At 65.4% G+C, this 21,751-nt stretch carries 14 protein-coding genes; 10 read left to right on the forward strand and 4 right to left on the reverse strand.

Annotation, left to right across the window (positions count from 1 at the left end; translation table 11 throughout):
* Positions 1 to 47: 47 nt before the first annotated feature.
* From ACQR0W_RS18590 to ACQR0W_RS18620, 7 genes are all read left to right on the forward strand, one after another.
* On the forward strand, positions 48 to 2,177 hold the full coding sequence (locus ACQR0W_RS18590) for an autotransporter strand-loop-strand O-heptosyltransferase (protein WP_316170197.1): 2,130 nt from the start codon (positions 48 to 50) through the stop codon (positions 2,175 to 2,177).
* A 553-nt stretch (positions 2,178 to 2,730) separates the two neighbouring features.
* Positions 2,731 to 5,994 carry a beta strand repeat-containing protein gene (locus ACQR0W_RS18595; protein WP_316170196.1) on the forward strand — a complete coding sequence of 1,088 codons (3,264 nt, stop codon included), beginning with the start codon at positions 2,731 to 2,733 and terminating at the stop codon, positions 5,992 to 5,994.
* Positions 5,995 to 6,563: 569 nt separating this feature from the next.
* Positions 6,564 to 8,378, forward strand: a complete 1,815-nt coding sequence (locus ACQR0W_RS18600) for a hypothetical protein (protein WP_316187131.1) — start codon at positions 6,564 to 6,566, stop codon at positions 8,376 to 8,378.
* A gap of 227 nt (positions 8,379 to 8,605) precedes the next feature.
* On the forward strand, positions 8,606 to 12,832 hold the full coding sequence (locus ACQR0W_RS18605) for a sulfotransferase (protein ID WP_316170195.1): 4,227 nt from the start codon (positions 8,606 to 8,608) through the stop codon (positions 12,830 to 12,832).
* Positions 12,833 to 13,532: 700 nt separating this feature from the next.
* The gene (locus ACQR0W_RS18610; RefSeq protein ID WP_315711792.1) at positions 13,533 to 14,126 is read left to right on the forward strand and encodes a formyltransferase family protein; all 594 of its coding nucleotides are present in this window, start codon (positions 13,533 to 13,535) and stop codon (positions 14,124 to 14,126) included.
* 298 nt (positions 14,127 to 14,424) lie between these two features.
* Positions 14,425 to 14,775 (forward strand): hypothetical protein, encoded by a 351-nt coding sequence (locus ACQR0W_RS18615; RefSeq protein WP_316170194.1) that lies wholly within the window; start codon positions 14,425 to 14,427, stop codon positions 14,773 to 14,775.
* Between the two features lie 22 nt (positions 14,776 to 14,797).
* Positions 14,798 to 15,265: a hypothetical protein gene (locus tag ACQR0W_RS18620; RefSeq protein ID WP_409977878.1), complete on the forward strand. Its 468-nt coding sequence runs from the start codon at positions 14,798 to 14,800 to the stop codon at positions 15,263 to 15,265.
* Between the two features lie 6 nt (positions 15,266 to 15,271).
* Here the strand turns inward: ACQR0W_RS18620 and ACQR0W_RS18625 are convergent, their stop codons facing one another.
* Positions 15,272 to 15,502, reverse strand: coding sequence for a hypothetical protein (locus ACQR0W_RS18625; RefSeq protein WP_315711788.1), 231 nt, complete (start codon positions 15,500 to 15,502; stop codon positions 15,272 to 15,274).
* A 211-nt stretch (positions 15,503 to 15,713) separates the two neighbouring features.
* On the opposite strand from ACQR0W_RS18625, the gene ACQR0W_RS18630 reads away from it, so the two are divergent.
* Together ACQR0W_RS18630 and ACQR0W_RS18635 are read left to right on the forward strand one after the other, a co-directional pair.
* Positions 15,714 to 16,604: a DMT family transporter gene (locus ACQR0W_RS18630; protein WP_316170193.1), complete on the forward strand. Its 891-nt coding sequence runs from the start codon at positions 15,714 to 15,716 to the stop codon at positions 16,602 to 16,604.
* A 198-nt stretch (positions 16,605 to 16,802) separates the two neighbouring features.
* Complete coding sequence (locus ACQR0W_RS18635; RefSeq protein WP_316187132.1) at positions 16,803 to 18,263, forward strand: caspase family protein; 1,461 nt, start codon at positions 16,803 to 16,805, stop codon at positions 18,261 to 18,263.
* 75 nt (positions 18,264 to 18,338) lie between these two features.
* Here ACQR0W_RS18635 and ACQR0W_RS18640 read toward each other — a convergent pair whose 3' ends face one another.
* Together ACQR0W_RS18640 and cysK are read right to left on the reverse strand one after the other, a co-directional pair.
* Positions 18,339 to 18,578 (reverse strand): BrnA antitoxin family protein, encoded by a 240-nt coding sequence (locus ACQR0W_RS18640; RefSeq protein WP_315711784.1) that lies wholly within the window; start codon positions 18,576 to 18,578, stop codon positions 18,339 to 18,341.
* Between the two features lie 2 nt (positions 18,579 to 18,580).
* The gene (gene cysK / locus ACQR0W_RS18645; RefSeq protein ID WP_315827553.1) at positions 18,581 to 19,543 is read right to left on the reverse strand and encodes a cysteine synthase A; all 963 of its coding nucleotides are present in this window, start codon (positions 19,541 to 19,543) and stop codon (positions 18,581 to 18,583) included.
* Positions 19,544 to 20,023: 480 nt separating this feature from the next.
* Here cysK and ACQR0W_RS18650 point away from each other — a divergent pair, with 480 nt between their 5' ends.
* Complete coding sequence (locus tag ACQR0W_RS18650) at positions 20,024 to 20,242, forward strand: hypothetical protein (RefSeq protein ID WP_315711782.1); 219 nt, start codon at positions 20,024 to 20,026, stop codon at positions 20,240 to 20,242.
* A gap of 168 nt (positions 20,243 to 20,410) precedes the next feature.
* Here ACQR0W_RS18650 and tgt read toward each other — a convergent pair whose 3' ends face one another.
* Positions 20,411 to 21,565, reverse strand: a complete 1,155-nt coding sequence (tgt, locus tag ACQR0W_RS18655; protein WP_316170191.1) for a tRNA guanosine(34) transglycosylase Tgt — start codon at positions 21,563 to 21,565, stop codon at positions 20,411 to 20,413.
* Positions 21,566 to 21,751: the final 186 nt, after the last annotated feature.

A 21,751-nucleotide genomic window follows, 5' to 3' on the forward strand; every position in this document is an offset into this window, starting at 1 on the left:
CGGCGTCATCGCTCACGAATGAACGCAGATCGCGTCAGCACCTCGACATGAACGTTGCAAATTTTCCCCGCACCTCAGACCCGGCGATGGTGCCGGCAAGTGCGTTACCGTCCGCCCAGCCCGGCGCCCGCACCGAGGCGTCTGATCACGCACGCAAGCCGCGACTGCCGCCGCCAGCGGCCGTGCCGACCCAGGAGGGTCCCCAGGGGCTGCGCTTCGACTTCAACGACGGCTGTCGTGTCATGCTGCCCGACACCGGACACGCCTGGCACGTCCGATTGAGCGATCTCGAGACCGCCAACGTCCTGTTCGACATCGACCTGCGTTCTGGGCACGTCAACAGCAGCAAACGCTACTTTGTCCCGTTCAGGCTCGAAGTGTGGTCAGGGCCCGAGCTGCTGCTGTGCCACGACTATGACGCCACCGACCGCGACGTCCTGATCCAATTCCCGGTCGGCACGATCGGCGACATCATCGGCTGGATGAGCTATGCAGTGAAGTTCAAGGACCTGCATCGGTGCCGCCTGAGCTGTGCGATGGGCGAGCCGCTGATCCCGCTGTTCCGCGACGCCTACCCTGACATCGCATTCCTCAGCCACGAGACGGTCCAGCCGGAGCGATACTACGCAACCTACTCGGTCGGGCTGTTCTTCGACGATGCCGAGCTGGTCCATCAGCCCTATGATTTCCGGCAGGTCGGCCTGCATCGGACCGCAGCTCACATTCTCGGCGTGGATCCGGCCGAGCGTCCACCTCGCGTCGCGTTGAGCGAAGACAGCCGTCCCATCGACGACCCCTATGTCTGCATCGCCATGCAGGCAACGACCGCGTGCAAGCACTGGAACAATCCCGAGGGCTGGCAGAGCATCGTGGCCTTCCTCCGCGCGACCGGCTATCGCGTGATCTGCATCGATCAGACCGCGGAGCGCAGCCACGGCGCCTACCGGACGCAAATTCCCGCCGCAGCCGAGGATCAGACCGGCGACCGGCCGCTGCCCGAGCGTGCCCGCTGGCTCAAGCATGCCGCATTCTTCATCGGGCTTTCCTCGGGGTTGTCATGGCTGGCCTGGGCGGTCGGCACTCCGGTCGTGCTGATCAGCGGCTTCACCCACCCGACCAACGAGTTTGCGACCCCCTATCGGGTCATCAACCATCACGCCTGCAACAGTTGCTGGAATGATGCCAGTCATCGCTTCGACCATGAGGACTTTCTGTGGTGCCCGCGATGGCAGGGCACGTCCCGACAGTTCGAATGCACGCGCCTGATCACGGCCGCGCAGGTCGAGGGCATGTTGCGCCGAATTCCCGGCTTCGGACAGGGATTGCATCCGCAACCGCGCACCTCTCAGCAGCAGGCGGCGCCTGCGCCCTTTGATCGGCATCGAACCTCGAGGGCAGAGTCGGCGCCGGAATCCGTGGAGAGCGACGAACCGGTCGCGCTCGCAGCACTGCTGGCGCGACCGTGCGGCGACGTTGCCCGCGGGGGCCTTGCAGTCGGCGTCACGGTCGCCGCCGGCAGGCTGCTGGATCAGGCTGCCGCCGGCATCGCGGAAGGCGATCACGCAGCCACCGCGAGCGATCTCATGGGCGCGTTGCAGAACTACAAGCAGAGCATCGCCATCGTCAGGTACCTGACCGCAGCCAATCCGGACGACGCCGGGTTTCAACGCAACCTCTCGGTCGCCTTGAACCGCATTGGCGCCGTGTTGTTCGTTCAGCGAAACCTCGAGGCTGCGCATGCCGCCTATTCCGCCAGCCTCGCCATCATCCGGAAGCTGACCGCAGCTCACCGCGGCAATCTCAGCTTTGAGCGCGACCTCGCGTGGTGCCACGCTCTGCTGGCGGACGTGCTCGCCGCCCAGGGCCGCCATGCCGAAGCCTTCGAGCAGCGTCGCGCCAATACCGCGCTGATCACCCACCTCGCCAACACGGTCGCCAACGATCCGTCGCTGCAGCAGGCGCTTGCAAATTCCTACCAGAGTCTGGGCGATGCCTTCATTCCACTCGGCAACATCGACGGCGCGCTCGCCGTCTACCGGATCAGCCTGGGCCTGACCAAGCAAGGGCTGGACGCGAACGGGCAGAATGACCCGGCCTGGAATCAGATCTACACTACACTGCTGCAGAAGATCAGGACTGCGCTCCTGGCACAGCGTCAGGCCGCGCCGCCGTCCTGAACGGCGCACGGCGAGGTCGGCCGATACGCCCAGGCGCGTTCGCCTCTCACTCCCCCGGACAGACGATCCATCGTGGCGTTTTTCCAGCAATCGCGCTGCGACAATGCCGCGCGCCCTCGTCGCTGGGCAGCCTTAGGCGCATCAGACCAACCCTGCGTCTCATCTCCGGAGACCGGCCACTCACCGGCGAGATGCAGGCAGCATCTTGACGACAACATGCAATTCGCGCCCGATCGCCGCACCCCGCATTTGCTGCTTGCCGCCAGAAATCAATCACTTGGCACGCGATCGCGGCGCATCTGTCACAGATCCGCGATGTCCCGAGAACAACATATTTGCGGACTCCCCCACGCCTTTTTTGGCCCGATTGCTCCGAGCATATAGCGAGGTGCGACAAAGTAGCGCGCGTCAGAAAAGCGCGCGACACAGCGGCGCACGGGCGTGAGGCGCGGCGCAGCACGTCCGACGCAGGGCCGATGCGCTTCCGCATCGTCCGGCCAGTTTCGGTACGGGGCCCTGCCGGGCGTCGGATGAACTTGGGGAGAGATGATCTATGGCGAATAACACCTTCAACCCGACGGCGCTGGCCAACGGAACGTCGAACCTGCTGGTGCGCGCCTCAGCGCTCAAGATGTCGACCGACCTCGTCCAAGCCGGCGTGGTGTTCAACGATGCGGTGCGCGCCTCGCTCGGCCTGTTCACGCAGGCAGGCAGCGGCAACTCGAACCCGTTCCTCGGCAGCTACACGACCGATCTCCACGCCGTACAGAACGACATCGCCGCGATGCTCGCAAATCCCGGCCAGGTGACCCTGGGCGGCCAGGCCTTCACGCTGAATGCGACCGACACCGCCGTTCTCACCAACGTGCAGGCGCAGATCTCGACGCTGCTCACGGCCGCACCGCAGACCACGAATGCTGCGACGATCACAGCCGCGGATCAGACCCTGCACGCGGTCCAGCAGGAGATCCTGCAGGAGATCAACGGCGACGCGCATCTGTCCGGCGCGCTCAACAAGGTCAACTTCCTCGCCAACACCGGCGGCCAGGACGTCGGCTTCCAGAACACGCCGGCCGGTGCCGATGATGCGGCGACCTTGGCCGCAGCGACCGCAGGCAACACGCTGAAGGATGTCGGCCTCGTCTTCAACAAGGTCGTCGACCTCGCCTCCGGCGGCATCAGCACCGCGAACCTGCAGGAGGTAACGAACGACCTCACCGCAATCTCGCAGGGCCTGACCAACATCCTCAACAACAAGACCCAGCTGGCGCAGATCGAGAAGGGCGAAACGGCGAACGCGGCCGCGCTCACGACCATCCATCTGCAAACGGTGCTCGGGCAGATCAATCTCGAGCTCAACCAGTATGCCAAGGCGGAAACAACCGGCAATCAGGCTGCGCTGCGCGGCACGGCGGACAATCTGCTCGACAGCATCGACATCATTCAGAACGACGCCAATCTGAACAAGGCCGCGGGCGGCAACGGCATGCCGGGCCATGCCGGCGGGTTCGCGGAGGATCCGGGCGGGTTGACCGGCACGGTCACCAAGTTCCAGGACAACCAGGCGCAGACGAATTTCTGGGCCGCCTTCTTGGCGGAAGGCAACACCATCAACGCGACCCTGCAGAAGATCGCAACCGGCGGAGCGCAGGCCAGCGCCGCACTGGTCACTCAGATCCAGAACTATCAGGCATTTGGCGCCAATTTCGATGCCGCGCAAGGCAACGTCTTCCGTGGCCGCTTCGACAACGAGCTTCTGAGCGGCACGCTCGAAGCCGACACGGCGGCCGCGGTGAAGGGCCTGCAAGGCATCCTGAACGGCGATACGGGCGCTGCGCTTGCCGCAGACAAGGCGATGCTCGCCGCGGCCGGCCAGGGCTTCGCGGCCGACGCCATGGACGTTTCCGGCAACAACATCGCGATCGGCGGCGCGACCTATGTCGGCTCGGCGACCACGGTCTCGACGGCCACGTCGGTGCACGGACTCGCCCAGGGCACGATCCCGGTCACGGCAACCCCGAACATTGCCAACGGCACCGGCGGCTCATCGTCGACGCCGCCGGCTGGTGGCGCCACGCCGGTGAATTTCAGCCCGACCGCGCTTGCCAACGGCACCTCGAACCTTTTGACCCGTGCCACGGCGATCCAGCATTCGACCGACCTGGTGCAGGCTGGCGTCGTCTTCAACGACGCGGTGCGCGCCTCGCTCGGCCTCTTCAGCCTCGCCAACAGCGGCAACTCGCCGGCCTTCCTCACCAGCTACCAGGCCGACATCACGGCGGTGCAGACCGATATTGCGGCGATGCTGGCCAACCCTGGTCAGGTCACGCTCGGCGGCAAGACCTTCGCCCTGAACGCGACCGACACGGCGGTGCTGACCAATGTCGAGGGGCAACTGGGCACACTGCTGCAGGCGGCGGGACAGTTCGCCAACGCCAGCACATCGGCAGCGGCAAGCCAGACGATCCACGCGCTGCAGCAGGAAATCCTCGGCGAAATCCACAACGACGCGCATCTGGCGAACGCGTTGAACAACGTCCCCTTCCTCGCCAATACCGGCGGCCAGGACGTCGCCTTCCAGACGTCGCCCGCGGGCGCGGACGATCCGGCGAGTCTTGCCGCCGCTACCGCCGGCAACAGCCTGAAGGACGTTGGTCTGGTCTTCAACAAGGCCGTCGAGGTCGCCTCGGGCGGCATCAACACCGGTAACCTTGCCGAGGTGACCGCGGACTTCACCGCCGTCCAGCACGGACTGACGGCCATCCTCAACAACAAGACCCAGCTCGCGCAGATCGAGGCTGGCGAGACTGCCAATGCCGCGGCGCTGACGACGATCCATCTGCAGACGGCGCTCGGCCAGATCAACCTGCAGCTGGGCAAGTATGATCAGGCTGCGACCACCGGCAATCAGGCCGCTCTCCGCGGCACGGCCGACAACCTGCTCGACATCATCGACATCATCCAGGGCGACACCAACCTCAACATGGCGGCAGGTGGCAACGGCAACGCCGGCCATGCGGGCGGCTTTGCCGAGGATCCGGGCGGGCTCAAAGGGACGGTCACCAAATTCCAGGACAACCAGGCACAGACGAATTTCTGGGCCGCATTCCTGGCCGAGGCCAACACCATCAATGCCACGCTGCAGAAAATCTCGACCGGCGGTGCGCAGGCGAGCGCGGCCCTGATCACGCAGATCCAGAACTACCAGCAGTTCGGCGCCAATTTCGACGCCGCCCAGGGGGCCGTGTTCCAGGGTCGGTTCGACAACGAACTGCTCAGCGGCACGCTCGAAGCCGACACCGCCAACGCGGTCAAGGGCCTGCAAGGCATCCTCAACGGCGACACCGGCGCAGCACTTGCGGCAGACAAGGCGATGGTCGCCGCGGCCGGCCAGGGCTTTGCCGCCGACGCCATGGACGTCTCCGGCAACAACATTCCGGTCAATGGCGGCACCTATGTTGGGACGGCCACGACGGTCTCGGCGGCGACCTCAATCAAGGGGACCGCGCACGGCACCATTCCGGTCACCGCGACACCGAACCTGGCCAACGGCACCGGCGGCACTGCTGCGGCAGGAACCACCGCCGCCGGTGGCGCTGCAGCCGGTGGCACCGCGGCGAACGGAGGCACGTCGACCGGCGGAACGGCGGCTGGCGGCACGTCGACGGGTACCACGGCCAACAACGGCAGCAACGCCACGCATCACAGCGATCATCACCATCATCACGATCAAAGCCAGGGCGCGCATATGAGCCAGGCCGCGGCTGCCGGGCCCGACATGTCGCATCTCCACGCGATGCATCACATGTGGGGTTGACGAGGCAGCCGCAGCAGCCGCTGCGGCTGGGATACGGATACCCGGGAGCACAAGCAGATGAGGTCCACTCGCGCAGTGCTCCCGGGGGAAATGAGAAGGACAATGAGCCGGGCGAGACGACACGCGTTGAAGAAGGAGGCCTCGGAAGATCAACAAAGATGCACGTTCCGTTCCGCACCGCGGAGGCTCGTCACGCTGGAACTTTTCTAAGGAGAGATCGGTGACCGGTCGCAAGATCGGGGCAACTTCTTGTCTGGACCGTGCGTCGAAGCGCCGCTGAGCGACGATGTTGCGGGGATGCCACGACAGAAATCAACGAGTTAGTAAGCTTCCGACCGTCGCCGTGACCCGGCTGCGACAGGAGCCATTTGCCCGAACAACATCATATTTGAGGACTCCGCGGCGCTTCTTTTGGCCCCATTGGAGCAAATAATTCCCAGGTGCTCTGAGGCTGCGACATTTCGCCCGTTCCGCGAAGGAGCGAACGAGACGTCGCTGCCCGATCAACGCCCGCGTGCTGCCGATACGCCAAGCAGCAGACGCCGGGTTGAAACTTGGGGAGATGATCAATGGCAGCCAATACCTTCAACCCGACGGCGCTGGCGAATGGCACGTCCAATCTGCTGGTTCGCGCCTCTGCGCTCAACCCGTCGACCGACCTCGTCCAGGCCGGCGTCGTGTTCAACGACGCGGTTCGCATCTCGACCGGTCTGTTCTCGACGCCCCAGAACAGCGGCAACTCCAACCCGTTCCTCGGCAGCTACACCACAGACCTGCATGCCGTGCAGAACGACATCAACGCGATGCTGGCCAATCCCGGAGATGTCACGATCGGCGGCAAGGCATTCACGCTCAACGCGACCGACACCGCGGTGCTCACCCAGGTCTCGAACGAGATCACGACGCTGATCAACGCCGCGCCCAACACGACCAACCCGGCGACCCTCGCCGAGGCCGACCAGACCATCCACAACGTGCAGATGCAGATCCTGGCGCAGATCCAGGGTGACGCGCATCTCTCGGCCGCGCTCAACAACGTTCCCTTCCTGGCCAACACGGGTGCCATGGACGTGGCGTTCCAGAGCCTTCCCGCCGGCAACGACAGCGCCACCAATCTCGCTGCAGCGGCCGCGGGCGACCTGACCGCCATCGGAACGGTGTTCAATGCCGCCGCTGACCTTTCGCTGGGCGGCATGAGCGCCAACAACATCAACCAGATCCAGGCTGATTTTACGGCCGTGACGCAGGGCCTTCAGGCGATCCTGAATGACCCCGCGAAGCTCGCTGCGATTGAAGCCGGTGAAACCGCCGTTGCGGCCCAAACGACGACACTTCACCTGATGACGCTGCTCAGCCAAGCAAACCTTCAGCTGAACAAATACGATGTCGCCGAGACGATGGCCAATCCGACGGCGCTGCGCGGCTCCGCCGACAACATCGTCGACATGATCGACGTGTTTCAGAACGACGCGGCGCTCAACGCAGCGGCGGGCGGCACCGGCGCGCCTAGTCACATCGGCGGGTTCTCCGAAATGCCCGGCGGCCTGACCGGGACCGTCACGAAGTTCCAGGATAATCAGGCGCAGACCAATTTCTGGGCGTCGTTCCTCGCCGAGGGCAATACGCTGGGTGCGAAGTTGGTTGCGGTCGCAAATGGAACAGGTACGGCGTCACAGGCCCTGATCGACCAGATCACGAACTACCAGAACTTTGGCGCCGCGTTCGATGCGGCGCAGGGGGCGGTGTTCAAGGGACGGTTCGACGACGAGCTCGCCGCCGGAGCTCTACAGTCTGACACCATCATGGCCACCAAGGCATTGATGGGCATCATGAACGGCGACACGGGTGCAGCCCTGGCGACCGATCAGGCGATGTTGAAGGCTGCCGCCGCGAACTACATCGGCAATGCCGGAGACATTGCTGGCAACAACATCGCGATCGGCGGATCGGCCTACGTGACCTCAGCGACGAGCTTCGTGACAGCGACTGCGGTCAATGGCATTGCCCAGGGCACCGGCATGCCGGCGGGCGCCAATCCGAACATCGCCAACGGCACGGGCGGAACGCCTACGAGCACGACCACGCCCGGCGGCGGCATGGGCGGAGGTGGCACGACCGGTGGTGGCACCACCGGAGGCGGCACTGCGGGCGGTGGCACCACGGGTGGTGGGACGACCGGTGGCGGCACGACGGGCGGTGGAACGGCCGGCGGAGGAACCACCGGCGGCAACAACACCACCACGACGCATCACTGCGGCGGCCACCACAGCCATCATAGCAGCCACCACACGGCGGCAGCCGCGGCCACAGCCGCAACGGCGGCAGCAGCCTCGAGCGGTCCGGACATGTCCCACCACCACGCGATGCACCACATGTGGGGCTGACGCCTTCAGCAACCTGACCAACATTGGCCGGCGCAGATCCCTTGGGTCTACGCCGGCTCGTTGCGTGGTGGCAGCACCGGCCATCGACGCTGCACGTGGCCGGACAAGCTCCATCCGCTGCTCGAAGGGTTCTAGCCTACCGTTTGCGATCGGCCTCACCTAAGCCTCCGTTTCGCTTCAATCCGCCTCGACAACGGCATTCGTCGAACATTCAGCAAGTTGCCATCATGAACGAGCTCGCCGTCGCCTTCCGTCCCCGCCTCGTCCCCGCAGCGTCCGACGGCAGACAGCCGTCGGCGGCCGCGCTCAATGATCAAGCCTTGCGCATCGCCGAGCAGGCCTACCGGAAGGTTCTTTCGCTTCAGCCCCGTCATTTCCGCACCCTGTGCAGCCTCGCCATGGTCCGCCTGCAGCTCGGCGACACACATGAGGCACGCGACCTGCTCGACCAGGCCGCAGAGGAAGCCGGTGACGCCGCGGATCTGCACCTGTCGCTCGGCAAGTCCTTCGCAGGCCTCGGCGACCTCGCCAAAGCGAGCGCGCATCTGCAGCGCGCCGTCGCGCTCGACGAGACCTCGACCGAGGCCAGGCTTCTGCTCGGCAGCGCGCTCACCAGCCTCGGCGATCCTGCCGGCGCGGTTCGGCATCTGGAGCTGTTGCTGGCCGCGGACGCGGGCAGCGCCGATGCGCACCAGGCGCTCGGCTTTGCCTTGCAGCGCCTCGACCAGTACGAGCGCGCGCTCGCGCATCACGAGGCCGCACTCGACGCGCGGCCGGATTTCGCCGCAGCCGCCGCCAGCCTCGGCGACGCCTGCCGCATGCTTGGGCGGCACTCGGAAGCCATTGTCCACTACTCGCGCGCGCTCGCGATCCAGCCCAACGCGCCGGTCGTGCTGCTCAACATCGGCGGCTGTCAGCAGGCCACCGGTCAGCTCGACGCCGCGATCCACACCTATCAGCAGGCCCTTGCCCTGAACCCCCGGCTCGCAGAGGCGCACTACAATCTCGGCAATCTGCACCTGGAGATGAAGAGCGGCCCTGCCGCCATCTTCCATTACGAGCGTGCCATCGCCGCGCGGCCGGACTTCCCGGAGGCCCATAACAACCTCGCCAATGCGCTGCGATCGCGCGGCAAGCACGACCTGGCGCTCGCGCATTACGACGAGGCGGTGCGCCGGCGCCCCGACTATGCCGTCGCCCACCGCAACCGCGGCGATGCACTGCGCGACATCCAGCGCTACGAGGACGCCGTCGCGAGTTATCGAACCGCCCTCGCCCACGATCCCCGCGATGCCACGACGATGAACCATCTCGCTGGCGTGCTGATGATCCTGGGGCGGCTCGACGAGGCGGCGCTCGCGTATGAATCGGCCCTGGCTGTCAACCCGCGCAGTATCGGCACGCACCTCAATTACGGCGTGGTCAAGCCGTTCGCGGTCGACGACGCGCGCTGGGCACCTCTGCAGGATCTGGCCGCGAGATCGGAGACACTCACCGAGGATGCGCGCATCGCCCTGCACTTCACCCTCGGGCGGGCTTATGCCGACATCAAGGACGGCGAACGGTCGCTGGTGCACCTCAACGCCGGCAATGCTCTCGAGCGCCGCCGCATCAACTATGACGAGAACCAGACGCTGCGCCAGATCGAGCGCATCCGCGCGGTGTTCTCCAGGGACATGCTACAGGCGCGCGCAGGCCATGGCGATCCATCGCACGCGCCGGTGTTCGTCATCGGCATGCCCCGGTCCGGCACCAGCCTGGTCGAGCAGCTCCTCGCCAGCCATTCCGCCGTGCATGGCGCCGGCGAGGTCAACTATTTCGCGGCCGCCGCGGGGCTGTTCACCGATCGTGACCGCGGTGACTATCCGGAGATGCTCGCCAAGCTGTCCGACGCCGACATCACGACCCTCGCGCACGCCTATCTCGACCGGTTCACGGACCTGCCGGCGGACACCAAGCGCATCGTCGACAAGATGCCGTCGAACTTCCTGTTCGCCGGGCTGATCCATCTCGCGCTGCCGAATGCCCGGATCATTCACGTCCGGCGCAATCCGATCGACACCTGCCTGTCCTGCTACACCCAACTGTTCGCCGAGCCGCAGCCCTTCGCCTACGATCTGGCCGAGCTCGGCCGCTACTACCGGGCCTACGACGCCTTGATGAGCCATTGGCGCTCGGTGCTGCCAGAGGGCGTCATGCTGGAGGTGACGTATGAGGACATGGTGCGCGACTTCGATGCGCATGCCCGCAAGATCGTTGCGCATTGCGGGCTCGATTGGGATGATGCCTGCCTGTCGTTCCACGAGAACGAGCGTCCGGTGAACACCGCCAGCCTGGTCCAGGTCCGTAAGCCGCTGTTCTCCGGATCGGTCGGCCGCTGGCGCATGTATGGCGACCGGCTCAAGCCGCTGCTCGATGCGCTCGGCAGCGAGGCCGTGCGGCCGACGATTGCCGAGGCGATCGCGGGCGCCAAGCCGCCCCAGCCGGTGAACGTCGCTCCGCCCGTGGTGACGCCGACGACAGCATCGCTTTCCTTCGCTTCGCAGCAGGCCGGATCGCTGCAGACTCTGGCCGAAGGCGCCGCCGCCGTGGCAAAGAAGCTGCAAGGCCGCGGTGACTTCAAGGATGCCGAGACGATCTTCAAGCTGATCCTCGCGGGGCAGCCGAACCAGTTCGACGCGCTGGTCGGGCTCGGCATGGTCTGCACCACCGCCAACCGGCTCGACGAGGCCAAGGAGTTCTTCCGGCGCGCGGTCGCGGTGAACGACAAGTCCGCCGAGGCCCATGGCAGCATCGGAGCCGTCGAGGCCTCCGCCGGCCATTATGAGACGGCCGTCCAGCACTACGAGACGGCACTTGCGCTGGCGCCGAGCCACGCCGGCATCCTCTATGCCTTCGCCATGGTGCGCCAGAACCAGGGGCTGATCGACGAGGCGATGGCCCTGCTCCGGCGGGCGATCGACAACAAGCCGCAGCACCTCGATGCGCATTTTGCGCTCGGCAACCTGCTCTATACGGCGGGCAAGGATATCGAGGCGGCGAAGCACTATCTCAAGGTTCTCGACTTCAGTCCTGAACACGCCGAGACCCACAACAACATCGCCAACGTGCTGCTGCGCCAGGGCCATCGCGAGCGCGCCATCGAGCACTACAAGCGGGCGATCGCGAGCCGGCCCGACTATGCCGACGCCTATGGCAATCTCGGCAATGCCTTCCTTGAGCTCAACCGGCTCGAGGAATCGATCGAGCAGAACCTGCTGGCCATCAAGATCAAGCCGGAACGCTTCGGCTCCTACAACAATCTCGGCGTCGCCTACCAGGCGCTCGGCCGCTTCGACGAGGCGACGGCGGCGTTCCAGAAGGCCTTGGAGCTGGCGCCGGACGACGCGCCGATCCATCTCAATCTCGCGAATATGTCGAAGTTCAAGCCGGACGACAGCCGGCTTCCTGGTCTGCGGCAGCTCCTCGAACGCGTCGACCGTCTCGATCAGGAGAAGCAGATCGCAGCCCATTTCGCGATGGGCAAGGCGTTGTCCGACCTGAAGGACTACGACCAGGCCTTCTCGCATCTGCACAAGGCGAACACCCTCAAGCGCAAGACCTTCGACTACGACTCCGAGCAGCGGCTCGGCATGATGAAAAATGTCGCGGCGCGCTTCACGCCCGAGTTCTTTCGCATGGTTGCAGGGCACGGCGACGACTCCTGGGCCCCGATCTTCATCGTCGGCATGCCGCGCTCCGGAACCACCCTGATGGAGCAGGTGCTGGCCAGCCATTCCAAGGTCTTCGGCGCGGGCGAGCTCGAGACCTTCAAGGATCTCGTCGGCGAATGCGCCAACCGCCAGAAGGTCGTTCCGGCGTATCCCGATCTGATCACGCTGCTGCCACCCGAGGAGATGACGAAGATCGGTCAGGAGTACACCGCCCGCGTTCGGACGCTGGCGCCCGAGGCCGAGCGCATCGTCGACAAGATGCCGCTGAACTTCCTGTTCGTCGGGATGATCCATGCGGCGTTCCCGCGCGCCAGGATCATCAACACGCGGCGCGACCCGCTCGACAATTGCGTTTCCTGCTACTCGCTGCTGTTCACCGGCTCACAGCCCTTTGCTTACGACCTGACCGAGCTCGGCCACTACTACCGGGGCTATGAGGGCGTGATGGAACACTGGCACCAGGTGCTGCCGCCCGGCGTCCTGATGGACGTTCGATACGAGGATCTGGTCGACGACCTCGAGGGCGTGTCGCGCCGCGTGCTCGATCATTGCGGCCTCGACTGGGAGGATGCCTGCCTCGACTTCCATCGCACCGAGCGCATGGTGCGCACGGCGAGCCTGATGCAGGTGCGCGAGCCGATCTACCGCCGGTCGATCGGAAGCTGGCGCCGCTACGAGAAACATCTCGGACCGCTTTGCGAAGCCCTCGGCATCGACCTTCCGCCGCCGGAATCCACATGACCGCCGGCAAATAACCGGGTGCTGTTGCCCAGGGATTGGTGACAGGCGCGGCACCCGGCTATCCGGCCGCGCGGCGGAGCGGCCGGAGCATTGTGCTCCGTGGCCTTTAAGAAATTATCTTCGTCATATGCAGAAGCGTCAGTTTTAATACGCAGACCGACAACTAATTACACAATCAAAGGTTTATCTATCCACTCAGCCATTGGCTGAGGCGAATTGCGTTCGCAGACCGGCCAGATCGAACCCATGAGCCACCAGGATAGCACCTTCGGTCGTCCTTATCAGTTCAATTGATAGTTCGCTCCTAAGGGGTTTGAGGCCTGTCGACGGGCATGCCGCGATGCGGCACCGGTCCGGACACAACCTTTCGGCGAGTTTCGGGTATCGGTCCTGCCTCGCGGTCCATCTGATGCTGACGCCGGTCCCAACGAGGGTGTGTCATCCGCCACGGTCATCTCGGCCTGCACCTTGATGGCGCCCCACGGCATTCGGCGAGGTTGAAGCGCCCGCCCAACTCTGGCTCGCAGCAGCTTTCTCCTTTCCCGTTTGAATCCCCCCAGCGCCTCCACCGGCCGGACGAAGCCAGACTGTGACGACGGCCCAGCAGGCGCTTGACCTGGAGGCCAAGGCTTGGTTTGACCCGTTTCATCCGGTCAGAGCCCGACCGGATCCAGCCCCCAACCGTGGAAGATCCCTGACCATGCGCATCACTCTCGTCGGCTCCCGCCATTTCGGTGTCGCCACACTGAACATGCTGCGCGAGAGAGGAATCGAGATCGCGCGGGTCGTCGTTCATGATGGCGAGGACCGGCTCGCAGCCGCGGCGCGAGCAGCCGGGATCGAGGTCGTGGTCCAGGCCAATCCGAAGGTCGTGCCCGCCGGTGAGATCGCCCCCGACACGGACCTGATCGTCACGGCACATAGCCACGCCCGCGTCACCCACGAGGCCGTCGCAGCCGCCCGGCTCGGCGGCATCGGCTACCATCCCTCGCTGCTGCCGCGCCACCGGGGCATCGCCGCAGTGGAGTGGACCATCAAGGAGGGCGATCCGATCGCGGGCGGCACCATCTACCACCTCGCCGACCGCATGGATGCCGGCGCCATCGCCGCCCAGGAATGGTGCTTCGTCAAGAAGGGCGAGACCGCGCGCGAGCTGTGGGAGCGCGCTCTCGCACCGCTCGGGCTCAAGTTGCTCGGCGATGTCGTCGAATCGGCCAAGGCGACCGGCACGATTCCGGCCAAGCCGCAGGACGAGCAGTTCGCGACCAACGCGCCCAGCCTCACCCCGCACTGAACATCTGATCGCATCGCCCCGATAAGTTGTGGACATCCTCCCCGCTGGCGCCTTCGCGGTGCCCTGCGAACGGCAGCATGGGCGGTCAGCGGAAGGATGTGGGCGGTCGTCCGCTCATGTGGTGGGCGAAGGCGCAGTTTGCGCACAATGCCGCCCGAATGGCTCAAAGCCGGGTTCCGCATTAATCGTTAATGGACTGAAATTGCTCGATAAAAATTCGTTGCGGCGCTGCGGCAAATTTTCGTCACAATTCCTCCAAATAAGGTACCAATCAAACGACATTGAGGGACAACGATTCATGCGTCTCGACCGCATTGGAATGGCTTTCGCCGCGTCGATCCTGGTGGGTAGCTCGGCCGCCCCCGCATTCGCCCAGTCGCCCTATGACGGTCAGTGGCAGGTGACGATCGTCACCAACAGTGGCAGCTGCGAGCCCACGGCCAGCTCGACCTTGATCGTCGCAAACGGTAAGATTTCTGCGGCTGGCGCCAATGTGTCGGGTTCGATTGGACGCGAAGGCCTCGTCAAGGTCTCCATCAATGGCGCATATGCGAATGGGCAGCTCAACGGCAATTCTGGCTCGGGCAAGTGGAACGGCGCCTCGGCCGGCATCCCCTGTAGCGGCCGCTGGCAGGCTTCGCGCCTGTAACGGCGCGCACACGCTCCTGAAGATGGTGCGGCGGGCCGCGGCCGCCGCCGTCGTTTTGACAGCGGGTATGACCGCCTCGCCGGGACACGCCGATCCGGGCCCCTTCACCGGCATGGCCGGAACGTGGGGCGGCAGCGGCACGGTTGCCCTTGAGGACGGCTCAACCGAGCGTATCCGGTGCCGGGCCAATTACGGCGTCTCGGGACCGCGGATGACGCTCGTCCTGACCTGCGCAAGCGATGCCTACAAGTTCGGGCTGCAGGCCGAGGTGATCGCCGAGGGCTCGGCCATCTCGGGGACCTGGAGTGAGACCAGCCGCGGCATCAATGGCGTGCTGCAGGGCCGTGGCGGCGGCGGCAACTTCCAGCTGCTCGCGACCACTGCCGGCTTCAACGCCAACATCGCGCTCGCCACCCGCGGCAAGAGGCAGTCCGTGTCGATCCGGGCCGACAGCCAGTTCCGCGCAGCCAACATTTCACTGTCGCGGTGATCTCGATCAACCGCCACGCTTGGCGCCGGGGATTGCACCTGCGGAGGGCGCCGGAGCAAGCTGCGCGGCGGTGCGCTTGATGGTCTTGGCGACCAGCAGCGCCTGCTCCCGCGTCATGGCGAAGTCCTGCACACCTTTATGGGTGGTCAGCGACAGCACCATGAGATGAGGCTCCCGCTCCGGCCAGCCGGTGGCAAAGGCGGTCACGAAGTCGGCTGAAGCGGCGCGTTCGGTCATGTCGTGTCTCTGGCTGCCTTGGGCTGTATCGCGGCGGTCGCTTTAGGACGAAACACAGCCACACTCCACGTTTTTCTCGATGACACGCGTCCGTCGCGAGCAAAGCCTGCAGCGGCGTTGGTGCACTGCACCGTTGATTTCATTTGCATTGCTCTGCACGCGAGGTGATACAGCCCGCCTTCGCCGCCCTCCTCCCTCTCCCCGCCACCTCATGAATCGTCCCGCTTCGAAACTGATCGCCGCACTGTGGATGACGGGCTGGCTCAGCCTGATGCTGGTGATGGCGGTGGCCGGACGCGAAGCCATGCGCGAGCTCAACGTGTTCGAGCTGATGGAGCTGCGCTGCCTGATCGGCCTGGTGATGCTGTCGCCGGTCATCGCATTGAGCGGCGGCTTTGCCAGGCTGCGCACCTCGCGCCTCAAGCAGCACGCGGCGCGCAACCTCGTCCATTACGGCGCGCAGCTTGGCTGGTTCTTCGCGCTCACCTTGATCCCGATCGGCCAGGTGGTGGCAATCGAGTTCACGATGCCGATCTGGACGGCGCTGCTGGCGGCGGCCTTCCTCGGCGAGCGCATCACCCTGTTCAAGCTGGCGGCGATCGGGCTCGGCCTCGTCGGCGTCGTCGTGATCGTCCGCCCGGATACCGGGGCGATCAATCCGGGACAGCTCATCGCGCTGGCCGCCGCGGTCGGCTTCGGTATCTCGATCGCGCTGGTCAAGCTGCTGACGCGCACCGAACCCACCGTGTCGATCATCTTCTGGATGCTGGTGGTGCAATCCATCGCCGGCCTCATCCCTTCGCTCGTATTCTGGACGCCGCCCTCGGCCGCGACCTGGGGCTGGATCCTCCTCGTCGCCTTCTGTGGGACCTTCTCGCATTTCTGCATGACGCGGGCGCTGCTCTACGCCGACGCCACCATCGTGGTGCCCATGGATTTTCTCCGCGTTCCGCTGACCGCCACCGTCGGCTGGCTGGTCTATGCGGAGCGTCTCGACGGATTGACCGTGGTCGGCGCTGCGTTGATTCTCGCCGGAAACCTGCTGAACCTGCGTCCGCCGCAGCCTCGGGCCGTGCCGATGGGCAGTTCGGCTGGGACCTGAGGCGCCGGGGAGCCCTCAAGCGGCGTGATCCGGATCACGGAACCGGCGCGCTACACGCGATCGTCGTGGATCGGGCGCAACACCCGCGAACTGGTTTGTGGCGGAAGCGTGATTTTTTGCCTGGGAACAAGACTTTTCGCGCCGATCCGCGACAAATGCTGCAGTGAACGCTTCGCTTGATCGTTGGGGGATCTCCTGATGCGCTATCTCACCGTCGCCCTGTCCCTGCTCTGCATGGCGCTGACCGCTGAAGCCGCCAAGGCCGACCGCCGCGTCGCCTTCGTCGTCGGAAACGGCGCCTATAAGAGCGTGGCTCAACTGCCGAACCCGCCGGTCGACGCCAAGGCCATGGCGGCCACCCTGCGCAACGTCGGCTTCGACGTCGTCGAGGGCACCAATCTCACGCGCGACAAGATGACCGAGAAGCTGCTCGATTTCGGTCGCAAGGCGCAGGGCGCCGACATCGCGGTGTTCTATTACGCCGGGCACGGCATCGCCATTGCGGGCACCAACTACCTGCTGCCGGTCGACGCCGACCTGAAGTCGGAAATGGACGTCAAGCTGGGCTCGGCCATCAATATCGACGTGACGCTCGACCAGACGATGGGGGACGCCAAGGTCAAGCTGGTGTTCCTCGATGCCTGCCGCGACAATCCGTTCGCCGCCAAGATCAAGTCGAACTCGCCGACCCGCAGCGTGTCGGTGCAGACCGGTCTGGCCGAGATGAAGTCCGGCGAGGGCACGCTGATCGCGTTCGCCACCGGCCCGGGCCAGACCGCCCTCGACGGCGAGGCCGGCGCCAACAGCCCGTTCACCCGCGCGCTGATCTCGCACATCGCCCAGCCCGGCGTCGAGATTCAGCAGGCCATGACCGCCGTGCGCGCCCAGGTCAATGAGGAGACCAGCAAGGGCCAATTGCCCTGGGGGCATACCAACCTGATCGGCGCGGTCTACCTCAACCCGGCGGCTGCCCCCGCTGCAACGGCCGCCACGGCCGGCACGACGCCGGCCGTCGCGACGGCCACCGTGACCGCAGGCGAAGCCGAGCTCGAATTCTGGCGCTCGGTGAAGGACTCCAACAAGCCGGAAGAGCTCAACGCCTATCTCTCGACCTACCCGAACGGGCAGTTCAAGTCGCTGGCGATGGCGCGCATCGCCGCGATCGAGAGCGGGGCCATCAACACCGCCACCCGCAACGTCGCCAAGGGCGTCGATCCCGCCACCTACACCGAGGAAGGCACTCAGGTCAGCGAGGATCAGATCGGCCTCGACAAGACCAAGCGCCGCGACGTGCAGCGGCGGCTGACCGGTCTTGGCTTCGACACCAAGATGACGGGCGTGTTCGACGACCAGACCCGCGGCGTCATGAAGCGCTGGCAGGCGGCCCGAGGCTATCCGTCGACCGGATTCCTGACCAAGCTGCAGCACAAGGCGCTGCTGGCAGAGCCGCAGCCGGCGCCGGCGACCGCCGCAGTCGGCGATGAGGCCAGGCCGCGCCGCGCCAAGCCGGCGGGCAACGTCGCGGCCGGCGGCCCGCCGCCGCAGGGTGCGCCGGTCTATCGCAATCCGCCGCCGCAGGACAACGCGGGCAACGCCGCCGGCGCCGCCTTCATCGGTGGCATGATGGGCGGTGTGCTCGGCAGCGCGCTGCGCCGGTAAACGTCTTCGTCTTTCCCACGTAAAAAAAGCCCGGAGCACGAGCTCCGGGCTTGTTCGTTAGAATGCAGCCGGCCCTCAGAGCCCTGCCGCCTTGCGCAGCGCCGCATTGATGCGGTCCTGCCAGCCCGGCCCTTCGGACTGAAAGTGCTCGAGAACGTCCTGGTCGATCCGCAACGTCACCTGCTCGCGCACGCCAGGAACCGCCGCCTTCTTCGGCGGCGCCTCCACCGGCTTGGTGGTCACCTTCTTGAACGCGGCCTCAGCCTCGGTACGGGCGTCAGCGAGCGTGCGGGGCCGCCGCGGCTGGTCGGCCATGGTCAGATCCCCTCGAACAGCGCGGTGGACAGATAACGTTCGGAGAACGAGGGCACGATCGCCAGGATCGTCTTGCCCGCGCTTTCCGGTCGCTTGCCGATCTCGATCGCGGCCGCAATCGCCGCGCCCGAGGAGATACCGCCGGGAATGCCCTCGTTGCGGGCCAGCGCGCGCGAGGTCTCGATGGCGGTGGTGCTGTTGATCTTGACGATCTCGTCGATCACGGACCGGTCGAGAATGTCGGGCACGAAGCCGGCGCCGATGCCCTGGATCTTGTGCGGCGAGTGCTGGCCGCCCGACAGCACCGGGCTCTCCTCCGGCTCGACCGCGACGACCTTGAGACCGGGCTTGCGCGCCTTCAGCACCTGGCCCACGCCGGTGATGGTGCCGCCGGTGCCGACGCCGGCGACGAACACGTCGACATTGCCCGCCGTGTCGTTCCAGATCTCCTCGGCGGTGGTGCGGCGATGGATGTCCGGGTTTGCGAGGTTCTTGAACTGCTGCGGCATCACCGAGTTCGGCGTCGTCCGCAACAGCTCCTCGGCGGTGGCGATGGCGCCTTTCATGCCCTGCGACGCCGGCGTCAGCACGATCTCAGCGCCGAGGAACGCGAGCATCTTGCGCCGCTCCACCGACATCGACTCCGGCATCACCAGCTTCAGCTTGTAGCCGCGCGCCGCAGCAACGAAGGCCAGCGCGATGCCGGTATTGCCCGAGGTCGGCTCGATCAGCACGGTGTCGGGCTTGATCACGCCGGCCTGCTCCATCGCCAGGATCATGCCGACGCCGATCCGATCCTTCACGCTCGCGGCGGGATTGAAGTATTCCAGCTTGGCGAGGATGGTCGCCTTGACGCCATGTTGCTCCGGCAGCTTTCGCAACCGCACAATCGGCGTATTGCCGAACGCGTCGACAATTGAATCAAATACGCGCCCGCGTCCGGGACGCTGTGCTGACGACTCCATGAAATCACTCCTCTGCGCGCGACGTCGACAACGATTCCGACCATCTTCAGCGAGCCTGTTGCGCTGCGCAAGCACGTTTGCGCGATCTTAGGACGATCGCGGCGCACAACAAGTCGTGGCTAAATTGCGAAAAACCAACGCATTTGTGTTGCGACAAGGTCAATAAACTCGGTGTATGCTTGATTGCAGCCGGACGAAGATTCACGGTGCAGGTCGACTGCAACCCGGGCGGACATCAGCAAGATGTCATCTTCGGAGTGATACAATCGGGGCGTTCGTGCCAAACGACAGCACCGTTGTAGAATAGACATAAGAACAGACCACCCAAACAAACTCTTTGTGTGACGGACTTGATATCCGCGAAAGTTGGACTCGTCGGAATAGACCCGTTCGAACGCGACTCGTTCGAAATCGACCCTTTTCGAAATTGACGTCGTTCAAGCAGAGATCGCCAACAAAGAGATCGTCCAGGAGGTCAATATGTCAGCACTCGCTGATCTCGTGTCGACCGCAACCGCACGCCCGAATCCTCGCGGCTGCGATCTGCCGACATGCCCGGTCTGCGCCGACTCCATGATTGCCGCGGAGGCGTCGGCATATTTGGCTGACAATGCGATCAGCTATCTCTGGACCTGCGACACCTGCGGCTATGGCTTCGTCACCAAGCACTCCGTGAAAAGCCGCTTCGTGTGCAACTGAACGGCGCCAGGGCGAGAGAGTTCCGCGACGTGATGTCGCGGCCGTTCCGTCGCTGAGGATAACGCGACCGTCGGGCAGGTCGGCAATGCATGATCAGCACAATTTCAAGAGGGCCGGCGCATAGGGCCGGGCTCACAACGAGCTGGCGGCCTTCACCTGAAGCGGCTGTCAGCCGGCGCGCGGGGCGATGTCGCCGCGCGCCCAATCGGCCTTGGTGCGCTCGTAGAATTCCGTGAAGCGCCCTTGTGCGATCGCCGCGCGCATCCCGGCCATCAATTGCTGGAAGTAGGCAATGTTGATTTCCGACAGCAGCGTGGCGCCGAGCGCCTCGCCGGCCTTGATCAGATGATGCAGATAGGCGCGGGCATAGCTGCGCGCCGCCGGCCACGGGCTCTCCTCATCCAGCGGCCTGTCATCATCGGCATGACGCGCATTGCGCAGGTGCACCGGCCCGAAGCGTGTGTAGGCGACGCCGTGGCGGCCGTTGCGGGTCGGCAGCACGCAGTCGAACATATCGATGCCGCGCCGGACCGACTCCAGGAGATCGTCAGGCGTGCCGACGCCCATCAGGTAGCGCGGACGGTCGGCCGGCAGCACCGGCGCGGTCGCCTCGATCATCTCGAGCATGACCGCCTGCGGCTCGCCGACGGCCAGGCCGCCGATCGCATAGCCGTGGAAGCCGATGTCGACCAGCGCCTGCGCGCTGGCGACGCGCAGTGCGGGCACATCGCCGCCCTGCACGATGCCGAACAGCATGTAGCCTGCCGGCGCACTCTCGAACGCGCGGCGGCAGCGTTCGGCCCAGCGCAGCGACAGCCGCATCGCGCGCTCGATATCGTCGCGCTCGGCCGGCAGCCGCACGCATTCGTCGAGCTGCATCGCGATGTCGGAGTTGAGCAGGCGCTGCACCTCGATGGCGCGCTCCGGTGACAGCTCGATTTTCGCGCCGTCGATGTGCGAGCGGAACGTCACCGCCTGCTCGGTCACCTTGCGTAAACCCGACAGCGACATCACCTGGAAGCCGCCGGAATCGGTCAGCATCGGCCCGCCCCAGCCGGTGAAGCGCTGCAGGCCGCCAAGCGCAGCGATGCGCTCCGCCGTGGGCCGCAGCATCAGGTGATAGGTGTTGCCGAGAACGATGTCGGCGCCGGCCTCGCGGACGTCGCGCCAGTGGATGCCCTTCATGGCACCGGCGGTGCCGACCGGCATGAAGGCCGGGGTGCGGACCACGCCATGCGGCGTCGTCAGCCGGCCGGTGCGGGCCGCGCCGTCATTGCCGAGCAGTTCGAAATGGTTGCGAAGGTCGCTGGCCGAGGAGCTCATGGCCGGCTTATTGCGTCAGGATGGCCCCCGATTCAACCGCGATGGCGCCGTTTTCGTCCATTTCGGCCGTTGACGGCGGTTCCGACCGCCCCTATGGTCGCGCGCCATGTCGATCTCGACCAAACGCACGACGAAAACCACCAAGCCCACGAGGGCCTCGGGAGGCGTGCGCGCGTAGTCGAACTC

Source organism: Bradyrhizobium sp. HKCCYLRH1034, from assembly GCF_051168375.1.
GTDB lineage: Bacteria > Pseudomonadota > Alphaproteobacteria > Rhizobiales > Xanthobacteraceae > Bradyrhizobium.